The following is a 9,438-nucleotide window of genomic DNA, read 5'->3' on the forward strand; positions in this document are numbered from 1 at the left end:
GTGCGGGCGGGCGCCGCCCCCGTGCGTGGTACGGGTCCGGGAGCCGCCCGCGCAGTGGTCCGACCCGGCGCGGATCGCCCGCGCCACGCGGGCCGCGCCGGGGCCGACGGCGTGGGCCCGCACCTACTGGCCCGCCTGAGAGCCCGTGGCCGAGGGTGACCGGTGTCCCGCGTACGGGTGGTTGAGTACCCGTACTCAGGCAGGGGGGCGGCGGGCGGAGCAGGATCGGACGCATGCTCTGGTCCGACCCCGACAACCGCCCGCCGAAGGAACTGCGCGACGCCCAGGAGATGCTGCGGCGCGCGGGGTTCCTCCTCGCCCTGGCCATGGTGGTCGGGATGATCGTGGTCGGCCTGCGCTGAGGCGTCGGCCTCGCGCTTACAGCGTGACGGCCCACAGGACGGTCTCGCCCGCGGCCACGACGCCCACGGCGATCCAGCTCAGCACCTTGGCCCAGCGCGGGAAGCGGTGACGGTCGGGCTCGGGGGTGGTCCGGCCGTTCCACATCCACCAGAGCGCTCCGGCGCGCACGGCGACCGAGACGATGCTCAGCGTGATCCGGACGGCTTGGCTGTCGGTGGCCCCCATCGCGAGACTGAGGAACAGGTTCGGCACCAGGAGCCAGGCGAGGGCGGCACACCTGCGGGACCGGCTCCACCACGGGGACAGGCACAGCGCGACGCAGCACCCGAAGGTCAGGAAGAAGACCGGGAGAGCGAAGACCTCCGAAATCCCGTCGTCGGACGGGAGCCGTCCGAGGACGCTCACCAGGCTGCCCGCCGCCAGACCCCACACGATCAGACCGGGGCTGCTCCACCAGGGGGTCCGCGCATCCGCCCGGTACGCGTCCACGGCGACCGCGCCGACCTGCTCCGGGGTGCCGAGTTCGACCAGGACGTGCGCGAGCTGCCCGGGGCGCTCGGCGAGGGCCACCGCGACGCGCTCGGCGACGCCTCCGACGACCTCCTTGCGCCGACGGGCCGGGAGGTCCGCGACGGCCCGCTCGACGGCGTCCAGGTAGCCGCGCACCTCCTGACCGTCGGTGTCCCGGTGGTCGGTGGGGTGAGTCGTCATTGCTGCTTCTTTCTCTGAGGAGCGAGCGGAGGACCGCGGAGCGACGGCGGGGAAACGCGGACGGGTCACCGGCACACCGGGGGCAGGAGTCCGCGACGGTCAGTACGGGGCGGTGCGGTGGCGCAGTACGCGGAGCGCGGCGGCGGTGAGCAGGGCCGCTGCGGCGAGCACCAGCACGCTGGAGGCGATCTGGAAGCCCCAGTAGTCGCCGGGTTCGAGGGCGTTCATGAGGTAGCTGTCCTGGGGCAGGGCGTCGTAGAACTGGAGTCCGACGACTCCGCCGGCGTGGAACCCGTGGACCTCGGAGAACAGCGGGAAGTCGACCAGCAGCACGGCCCGGGAGCGGACCAGCGCTCCGGCCACCAGCCAGGTGAGGACCGGCGCGGCGACCAGGGCCGGCAGGGTGCGGCGCAGGAGCGTCCCGCACAGCGCGCCGGCCGCGACGCCGAGGAGGACGTGGGCGACGGTCACCGGGCCGATCGTGTAGTACGCGTTCTGCCGTTCGGCGCCGTAGGTGAGCAGGCCGAGGCGGAAGCCGTGCACGGCGCTGATCCGGTACAGCGCCACCGCGGGGACGGTCACCGCCGCGAGGAACGCCGCCTGGACCGCCCAGCGGACGGTGAACCACCGCCGGGGCGTGACCGACTGGGTCAGCGCGAGGACGACCCGGCGGGTCTCCCACTCCCGCGCGGTCAGGACGGCGGTGACGAGCGCGGCGAGCAGCGCGGGCCGGAGGGCGAGGGACGAGCCGTCGTTCACGAGCTGCCCGGTCACCCGGTGGGCGTCGTCCGCGTAGCGCCCGAAGTGGTAGGCCTGGCCCCCGACATGGTCGCGCAGGGCTATGGCGTCGGCCCAACTGCCGTAGTGGTACAGGATCGCGGCGCAGACCCACGCGGCCGGCAGCAGGAGGGCGAGCGCGACCCACCGGTACTGCCGTACGGCGATGAGCACGAGCGGCAGACCGCGTTGTTCGGCCCGGGCGGGCACGGCGGGCGGGGCGGGCGGGGCGGCGGGGGCGCTCATGCGGCGTCTTCCTTGCTGAGGGCGGCCGGGTGACCCGGGGCGGCGGGGGTGAGATGGGCGAGGACCAGTTCCTCCAGTGAGGGGGTCCGTGCGTCCCAGGCGGCAGGCAGCGGCCCTGCGGGGCGGATGAGCGCGCTGGTGCCGCGTCCGGCCGGGCGGGACTCCACGACGGTGTGGCCGCCGAGGCGGTCGGGGCCGCCGGTCACGGCGACCACGGCGTGGGACGCGGTCAGTTCGTCGATGTCGCCGCAGAGCCGGACCGCGCCCCGGTCGAGCAGGAGCAGGTGGTCGCAGACGTCGGCCAGCTCGGAAATGATGTGCGAGGACATCACCACGGTGGTGCCGGTGTCGGCGACGTGCGCCATGAGCAGCCCCATCAACTCCTGCCGCGCCAGCACGTCGAGGTCGGCCATCGGTTCGTCCAGCAGCAGCAGGTCGGCCCGCTTGCCGAGGGCGAGGGCCAGGGCCAGGCGGGTGCGCTGGCCGCCGGACAGGGCGCCGACCCGGTCGTCGCGCAGCGGCCGGGCGATCCGCCCGGCCAACTCGGCGTCCCAGTTGGACCCGTTGGTCCGGGCGCCCAGGCGCAACATCTCGCCGACCGTGAACCCGGTGAAAAGCGGGCGGTGTTGGGCCAGGTAGGCGACCCGGGGATGCCCGGCTCCCGGCGGTCCGCCCAGGACCTCGACCGTCCCGGACGCGGGTCGCCGCATACCGGCTGCCAGCTCCAACAGGGTCGTCTTTCCCGATCCGTTGGGACCCACGAGCGCGGACACGACCCCTGCGGGGACGTCGAAGGTGCAGCGGTCGAGGACGTGCCGGCCCCTGCGCCCGTATTTCTGGGTGACCCCGTGGGCGGCGAGCGCCGCGTCAGGGCCGCTGGTGGGGAACGTCATCGGATTCCTTCGGGAGGTAGAGGTCGTCCAGTACGTCGTTGAACAGGGCGGCGAGGTCGTCGCGTTCGGCGCCCTCGGCGACGGCCCTGGCGGCCACGTCCGCGAGCCCCGCCCGCCAGGGCGAGTCGGCCGAGGACGCGCCGAGGGTGCCGGTCACGAAGGTCCCGTGTCTGCGCCGGGTCTCGACCAGCCCCTGGGACTCCAGCTCGCGGTACGCCTTGAGCACGGTGTTGGGGTTGAGCGCGGTCGCCTCCACCACGGCCCGCGCGGTGGGCAGCCGGTCACCCGGCTTCAGCAGACCGAGCCGTAGCGCCTGCTGGACCTGCTGGATGATCTGGACGTAGTTCGGGACACCACTGCGCCGATCGATACGGAAGGCGAACCCCATGGCCTCACCTTCCGTAGAACCAATGAACTAGTTCAATGATGCATTGAGCTCTCTCAGCACGTCAAGGCACATGGGGGCCTCACTCTCACGGGTGATCACCGACCGGGCGGGCACGAAGGGGCCGGACAAACGGACGGACGCGGGGAGACACGTGCGCACGAACGGCGCACGGGCGGTCGGCGATCGGGCTTCCTCACCTTGTCCCGCATCGCGCGGCGGCCCCGGCGCACGGTCCGTTCGGACCGGCCGGGGCCGCCGCACGTGTCGCCCGGCCGGGCCTCAGCCGGCGAGCTGCCGCTCGGGACCGGAACCGTCGGCCGTCGCCCCGGGGGTGACGCCGTGCTGCTCCTCTTCGGGACGGCCCTTCCTGGGCAGCAGGAAGGTGCTCGCGAGGAAGGCCACCAGCAGGCACGCCTGGACGATCAGCGCGCGGCGGAAGCCGCCGGTGAAGTCACCGGTCTCGGCCCGGGCGAAGAACACCGAACCGAAGACCGCGACGCCGATGGAGCCGCCGATCGCCTGGACCGCCGACAGGACACCGGAGGCGGATCCGATCTCGTCGTCGTCGACCGCGGCCAGGATGAAGCTGAACAGGGCGGCGATCACCATGCCGGCACCGACGCCTGCCACCGCCACGCCGGGAACGATCTCCCGGATCGAGAACGAGGCGGCGTCCAGGCCGTCGAGCTCGGACCAGAGCACGGCGGCGCCGGCCAACTGGACCAGCGGTCCGATCTGCAGCACCTTGCGGCCGATCCTGTCGGCGAGGAACGCGCCACTGACGGCGCCGCCGATCGCGGTCCCCACCGCGAGGGGCAGATTGCCCAGTCCCGCCTCACCGGCGGTGAAATGCCGGCCGATCTGGAGGAACAGGGTCAGTACGAGCTGGGTGCCGATCAGCCCGCCGAAGAACAGGGCGATGCCGCCGAGTCCCACGGTGAAGGCCGGTTTGCGCAGCAGGCTCGGTGTCACCAGCGGCTCGCGGCCGACGGCGGCGGTACGGCGCTGCTGAAGGGCGAAGAGGGCGAATCCGACCACCGAGGCGGCCATGGACACCCACGTCCACAGCGGCCAGCCCTCCTCCTGGCCCTGGTTGAGCGGCAGCACCAGCAGGGCGCAGGCGATCACGACCAGTGCGGCGCCGGCCGTGTCGACCCGAACCGTGCGGTCGCCCGCCTTCCTGGGCACGAACTTCGCGGCGACGATCAGCGCCACGATGCCGATGGGCAGGTTGATCAGGAACACCGACCGCCAGCCGAGGCCGAAGAAGTCGCCCTCGATGAGGAAGCCGCCCAGGACGGGACCGATGATGCCGCCCAGGCCGAGGACGGGTCCGAAGATCGCGAAGACCTTGGTGAGCTCGGGACCGGAGAAGTTCTCCCGCAGCAGGCCCAGACCCTGGGGCAGCAGTACGGCTCCCGCGGCGCCCTGCGACAGCCGGAAGGCGATCAGCGACCCGATGTCCGGCGCGACCGCGCACAGCAGGGAGCACGCGGTGAAGGCCGCGAGTCCGATCAGGAACATCCGGCGCCGGCCGTAGCGGTCGCCGAGCCGGCCGCCGAGCACGAGCCCGGCACCCAGGGTGAGGGCGTAGCCGCCGATCACCCATTGGAGTCCGACGGAACCGGCGCCGAGCGACTTCTCCAGGTCCGGTCCGGCGACGTTGACGATCGAGGCGTCCAGAAGATCCATGATCTCCGCGACGATCATCACCGCCAGGATCAGCCATCGGTAGGGCTCGGTCGCCCTGTCAGGGGCGGGGGACGGTTCGCGCACAAGATACCTCCATGGTGAAGTAATTCCATCATGAAGGTAAAGTGGTGACGGTAGGTTGTCAAAGCGGAGCGGTCGTGCGGATCGCACGGCTGGGGAGAAGGGTGGAGGGGTCGGCATGGAGGAAGCCGTGGGCGACGGCGTCGCGGAGCAGCGTGAGCGGCTGATGGAATCGCTGAGGAACTACGGCGGTCACTACGCCGAGCTCAGCCGGCGCTTCGCCGCCTGGCTGGGCCTGCACTCCACCGACGCCACCGCGGTCCTGGAGATCGCCGCCGCCGAGGAGCGCGGCACTCCGCTGTCACCCGCGCGGCTGAGCGAGCGCATCCCCCTCTCCACCGGCGCCACCACCGCACTTCTGAACCGCCTCGAATCGGCGGGGCACATCACCCGTGCCCGCGAGCACTCCGACCGGCGCGTCGTCACCCTGCGCAGCGGAGCACACGTCCAGGAGAGGGCGGACGAGTTCTTCGGCCCGCTCGCCCGACGCCTCGACGCCACGATGTCGCATTACCCGCCCCGGTTCCTGGCACAGGTCGAAGCGTTCATGGCGGACCTGAACACCACCATGGACGGCCACTTGGCCGATCAGGACACGCGCCCCACCCGCCCGCACCCCTGACTACCGGACTCCCCGACGACCGGAACCCCCCTGACGACCGGAACCTCTGACGACCGGAACCCCCTGACCGGCTCACCCCGCCGCCCGCCCGCGCCCTCACCGCCACGCCGCCTCCGCGAGCCCCGGCCGCACCTCACCGTCGCGCCGCCTCCGCGAGCCCCGGTCGAAGGCAGCGCGAGGAGCCCTGGTCGCGGGCAGCGCGGTCGCGGGCAACGCGAGCAGCCCCGGTCGCGGGCAACGCGAGCAGCCCCGGTCGCGGGCAGCGCCAACAGCCCCGGCACCCCGCGCCCGCCGTACGGAGTCGTCGGCGCCGGGAACCCGGGCGGCCCGGACCGGGAGGCGACCTACGATGGCCCGCATGACTGCTCAGCGCCGGCTCGTTCTCGCCTCCGCCTCCCCCGCCCGTCTCGGCCTGCTGCGGCAGGCGGGCTTCGCCCCCGAGAAGATCGTCAGCGGGGTGGACGAGGACGCGCTCTCGGCACCGACCCCCGGCGAGCTGGCGCTGGTCCTGGCGCGGGCGAAGGCCACCGCCGTGGCAGCGCTCCCGCAGGCGGCCGACGCCCTGGTGGTGGGGTGCGATTCGGTGCTCGACCTGGACGGTGAGGCGCTGGGCAAGCCCGCCGACGCCGAGGAGGCCACCGCCCGCTGGCAGGCGATGCGGGGCCGCGCCGGGGTGCTGCGTACCGGCCACAGCGTGATCGACACGGCGAGCGGGCGCACCGCGTCCGCGACCGCGTCCACGGTCGTCCGCTTCGGTGAGCCCACCGACGCCGAGATCGCCGCCTACGTCGCCACCGGCGAACCGATCCACGTCGCGGGGGCGTTCACCCTGGACGGCCTCTCCGGCCCGTTCATCGACTCCATCGAGGGCGACCACTCCAACGTGATCGGGCTCTCGTTGCCGCTGCTTCGCCGACTCCTCGGTGAACTGGGCGTCTCCGTCACGGAGTTGTGGGACTGACCACCGGCGGCGCCGGGGTTGCTCCCGCTTCGGGGTCCCGGCGCCCGGGGCCGTACCCGATCAGGGTGCCGACGAGCAGGGCCAGCGCGGCCATCAGGCAGGCGAAGGCGTACCAGCCGACCAGGCCCACCGCCAGGGCGCCCAGCACACCGTGCGTGACGGCGGCGAGGATCAGCGCGAACCGGCCCACCCGGCCCGGAGCGCGGTCGCGCACCGCGGCGATCAGCGCGACGAGGGCGACGGCCACCAGCAGCGCGGCCGAGACGCCGCCCATCACCCAGGCGCCGGTGCTCATGGCCCCGGGTTCCAGGCCGGCCAGCGACATGTTCTGCCTGTCCGCCACCGTGGCGAGGATCGTGTTCACGATCGCCACGCCCACGGCCTCGGCGAGGAGAACGAGCGCGGTCACGACGGCCACCGGTCTGCGCACCATGGCGCCACCCCCTGTTACCCATAGTTACAACCGACACCGCGGACCTTACTAACGGGTAATCGTCTGGACAAGGGCTCGCGCGCGCCGGGCGGAGATCGGCCGCGCGGCAAGGAAAATCATCACCCGTTCGTGGGGACCCGACAAAGAAAAGCCACCGGTCGTTGCGCCTACGGACAGAGACCTGGACCACACCTCGTGGCTACTGTGCGGTTGAGGATCGCGGCGTACCGTGGTCCGACAAGGGATTTTGCGACTCCGGAAGCCTCGGAATCACGCTCCGTGTGGGCAAGCTCACCCATGGGGACGGGTCGTACGGCCGTGTTGGTAGTCCCTAAACTCAGCTTGTTCCTAGGAGGGAGTCATCGTGCGCAAGGTGCTCATCGCCAACCGTGGCGAAATCGCTGTCCGCGTCGCTCGGGCCTGCCGGGACGCCGGGATCGCCAGCGTCGCCGTCTACGCCGATCCGGACCGGGACGCTCTGCACGTCCGCGCGGCCGACGAGGCGTTCGCTCTGGGCGGTGACACCCCGGCGACCAGCTATCTGGACATCGCCAAGGTGCTGCGCGCCGCGGCCGACTCGGGCGCCGACGCGATCCACCCGGGGTACGGATTCCTGTCCGAGAACGCGGAGTTCGCGCAGGCGGTGCTGGACGCCGGGCTGACCTGGATCGGCCCGCCGCCGCAGGCGATCCGCGACCTCGGCGACAAGGTCGCCGCCCGGCACATCGCGCAGCGCGCCGGTGCCCCGCTCGTCGCCGGCACCCCGGACCCGGTCTCCGGCTCCGACGAGGTCGTGGCGTTCGCGCGGGAGCACGGTCTGCCCATCGCGATCAAGGCCGCCTTCGGCGGTGGCGGACGCGGCCTGAAGGTCGCCCGCACCCTCGAAGAGGTCCCGGAGCTGTACGACTCCGCCGTCCGTGAGGCCGTCGCGGCGTTCGGCCGGGGCGAGTGCTTCGTCGAGCGTTACCTCGACAAGCCGCGCCACGTCGAGACCCAGTGCCTCGCCGACCAGCACGGCAACGTCGTCGTCGTCTCCACCCGCGACTGCTCGCTCCAGCGCCGCCACCAGAAGCTGGTCGAGGAGGCCCCGGCCCCCTTCCTCTCCGAGGAGCAGAACGCCCAGCTGTACGCCGCGTCGAAGGCGATCCTGAAGGAGGCCGGCTACGTCGGCGCCGGCACGGTCGAGTTCCTCGTCGGCACGGACGGCACGATCTCCTTCCTGGAGGTCAACACCCGTCTCCAGGTGGAGCACCCGGTCACCGAGGAGGTCACCGGCCTCGACCTGGTCCGCGAGATGTTCCGGATCGCCGACGGCGAGGAGCTGGGGTACGGCGACCCGGCGGTGCGCGGTCACTCCTTCGAGTTCCGCATCAACGGCGAGGACCCGGGCCGGGGCTTCCTGCCCGCCCCGGGCACCGTCACCACCTTCAGCGCCCCGACCGGCCCCGGTGTCCGGCTCGACGCCGGTGTCGAGTCCGGCAGCGTCATCGGCCCCGCCTGGGACTCGCTCCTGGCCAAGCTGATCGTCACCGGCGCCACCCGTGAGCAGGCACTCCAGCGCGCCGCCCGCGCGCTCGGCGAGTTCACCGTCGAGGGCATGGCCACGGCCATCCCGTTCCACCGCGCGGTGGTGGTGGACCCGGCGTTCACCTCGGACCCGTTCCGCATCCACACCCGCTGGATCGAGACCGAGTTCGTCAACGAGATCAAGCCCTTCACCACGCCCGCCGAGTCGGACGAGGACGAGGGCAACCGGGAGATCGTCGTCGTCGAGGTCGGCGGCCGTCGTCTGGAGGTCTCGCTCCCCTCGTCGCTCGGCATGAGCCTCGCCCGTACGGGCCTGGCCGCCGGTGCGAAGCCGAAGCGCCGCGCGGCGAAGAAGGCCGGCTCCGCGGCCTCGGGCGACACCCTCGCCTCTCCCATGCAGGGCACCATCGTCAAGGTGGCCGTGGAAGAGGGCCAGGAGGTCAAGGAGGGCGACCTCATCGTCGTCCTGGAGGCCATGAAGATGGAGCAGCCCCTCAACGCGCACCGCTCCGGCACGATCAAGGGCCTGACCGCCGAGGTCGGCAGCTCGCTCTCGTCCGGTGCCGCGATCTGCGAGATCAAGAGCTGACGCACTCCGTCGGCGCCCGGCAAAGACCGACAGGCCCCGCCCGGTCCGTACGCCCACCGCGTAGGAATGCGCGGACTCCGCGTAGGCCACGTGCGACCTGTCGGACAGGGTGACCAGCGTGACGGGTGTGTAGAACGAACGGCGTTCGCCCAGCT

At 72.4% G+C, this 9,438-nt stretch carries 10 protein-coding genes; 4 read left to right on the top strand and 6 right to left on the bottom strand.

Annotation, left to right across the window (positions count from 1 at the left end; genetic code table 11):
- Positions 1–233 precede the first annotated feature (233 nt).
- Positions 234–362, top strand: coding sequence for a morphogenic membrane protein MmpB (mmpB, locus tag ACWD3D_RS27885; RefSeq protein ID WP_328719717.1), 129 nt, complete (start codon positions 234–236; stop codon positions 360–362).
- 16 nt (positions 363–378) lie between these two features.
- On the opposite strand, the gene ACWD3D_RS27890 is transcribed toward mmpB, so the two are convergent.
- From ACWD3D_RS27890 to ACWD3D_RS27910, 5 genes are all read right to left on the bottom strand, one after another.
- On the bottom strand, positions 379–1,074 hold the full coding sequence (locus ACWD3D_RS27890) for an HAAS signaling domain-containing protein (RefSeq protein ID WP_451463544.1): 696 nt from the start codon (positions 1,072–1,074) through the stop codon (positions 379–381).
- 99 nt (positions 1,075–1,173) lie between these two features.
- Positions 1,174–2,097 carry a hypothetical protein gene (locus tag ACWD3D_RS27895; RefSeq protein WP_451463545.1) on the bottom strand — a complete coding sequence of 308 codons (924 nt, stop codon included), beginning with the start codon at positions 2,095–2,097 and terminating at the stop codon, positions 1,174–1,176.
- Positions 2,094–2,990, bottom strand: coding sequence for an ABC transporter ATP-binding protein (locus ACWD3D_RS27900; protein ID WP_451463546.1), 897 nt, complete (start codon positions 2,988–2,990; stop codon positions 2,094–2,096). Before ACWD3D_RS27900 ends, ACWD3D_RS27895 begins: the two co-directional genes overlap by 4 nt.
- Entirely contained in the window at positions 2,965–3,378 is a 414-nt protein-coding gene (locus ACWD3D_RS27905) for a GntR family transcriptional regulator (protein ID WP_451463547.1), read from the bottom strand. Before ACWD3D_RS27905 ends, ACWD3D_RS27900 begins: the two co-directional genes overlap by 26 nt.
- A gap of 279 nt (positions 3,379–3,657) precedes the next feature.
- Positions 3,658–5,154, bottom strand: a complete 1,497-nt coding sequence (locus tag ACWD3D_RS27910; protein ID WP_451463548.1) for an MFS transporter — start codon at positions 5,152–5,154, stop codon at positions 3,658–3,660.
- Positions 5,155–5,269: 115 nt separating this feature from the next.
- Here ACWD3D_RS27910 and ACWD3D_RS27915 point away from each other — a divergent pair, with 115 nt between their 5' ends.
- On the top strand, positions 5,270–5,773 hold the full coding sequence (locus ACWD3D_RS27915; RefSeq protein ID WP_451463549.1) for a MarR family winged helix-turn-helix transcriptional regulator: 504 nt from the start codon (positions 5,270–5,272) through the stop codon (positions 5,771–5,773).
- Positions 5,774–6,122: 349 nt separating this feature from the next.
- Complete coding sequence (locus ACWD3D_RS27920) at positions 6,123–6,734, top strand: nucleoside triphosphate pyrophosphatase (protein WP_451463550.1); 612 nt, start codon at positions 6,123–6,125, stop codon at positions 6,732–6,734.
- Here ACWD3D_RS27920 and ACWD3D_RS27925 read toward each other — a convergent pair.
- Positions 6,715–7,167, bottom strand: a complete 453-nt coding sequence (locus tag ACWD3D_RS27925; RefSeq protein WP_451463551.1) for a hypothetical protein — start codon at positions 7,165–7,167, stop codon at positions 6,715–6,717. The genes ACWD3D_RS27920 and ACWD3D_RS27925 overlap by 20 nt on opposite strands.
- Before the next feature lie 364 nt (positions 7,168–7,531).
- Between ACWD3D_RS27925 and ACWD3D_RS27930 the strand changes: the two genes are divergently transcribed.
- On the top strand, positions 7,532–9,283 hold the full coding sequence (locus ACWD3D_RS27930; protein ID WP_451463552.1) for an acetyl/propionyl/methylcrotonyl-CoA carboxylase subunit alpha: 1,752 nt from the start codon (positions 7,532–7,534) through the stop codon (positions 9,281–9,283).
- The last annotated feature ends 155 nt before the right edge of the window (positions 9,284–9,438 follow it).

The organism is Streptomyces sp. NPDC002690, from assembly GCF_053592415.1.

Excerpts from the sequence above, each read along its gene's own strand:
- mmpB (WP_328719717.1), top strand. The coding sequence starts at position 234 with ATGCTCTGGTCCGACCCCGACAACCGCCCGCCGAAGGAACTGCGCGAC.
- ACWD3D_RS27890 (WP_451463544.1), bottom strand. The coding sequence starts at position 1,074 with ATGACGACTCACCCCACCGACCACCGGGACACCGACGGTCAGGAGGTG.
- ACWD3D_RS27895 (WP_451463545.1), bottom strand. The coding sequence starts at position 2,097 with ATGAGCGCCCCCGCCGCCCCGCCCGCCCCGCCCGCCGTGCCCGCCCGG.
- ACWD3D_RS27900 (WP_451463546.1), bottom strand. The coding sequence starts at position 2,990 with ATGACGTTCCCCACCAGCGGCCCTGACGCGGCGCTCGCCGCCCACGGG.
- ACWD3D_RS27905 (WP_451463547.1), bottom strand. The coding sequence starts at position 3,378 with ATGGGGTTCGCCTTCCGTATCGATCGGCGCAGTGGTGTCCCGAACTAC.
- ACWD3D_RS27915 (WP_451463549.1), top strand. The coding sequence starts at position 5,270 with ATGGAGGAAGCCGTGGGCGACGGCGTCGCGGAGCAGCGTGAGCGGCTG.
- ACWD3D_RS27920 (WP_451463550.1), top strand. The coding sequence starts at position 6,123 with ATGGCCCGCATGACTGCTCAGCGCCGGCTCGTTCTCGCCTCCGCCTCC.
- ACWD3D_RS27925 (WP_451463551.1), bottom strand. The coding sequence starts at position 7,167 with ATGGTGCGCAGACCGGTGGCCGTCGTGACCGCGCTCGTTCTCCTCGCC.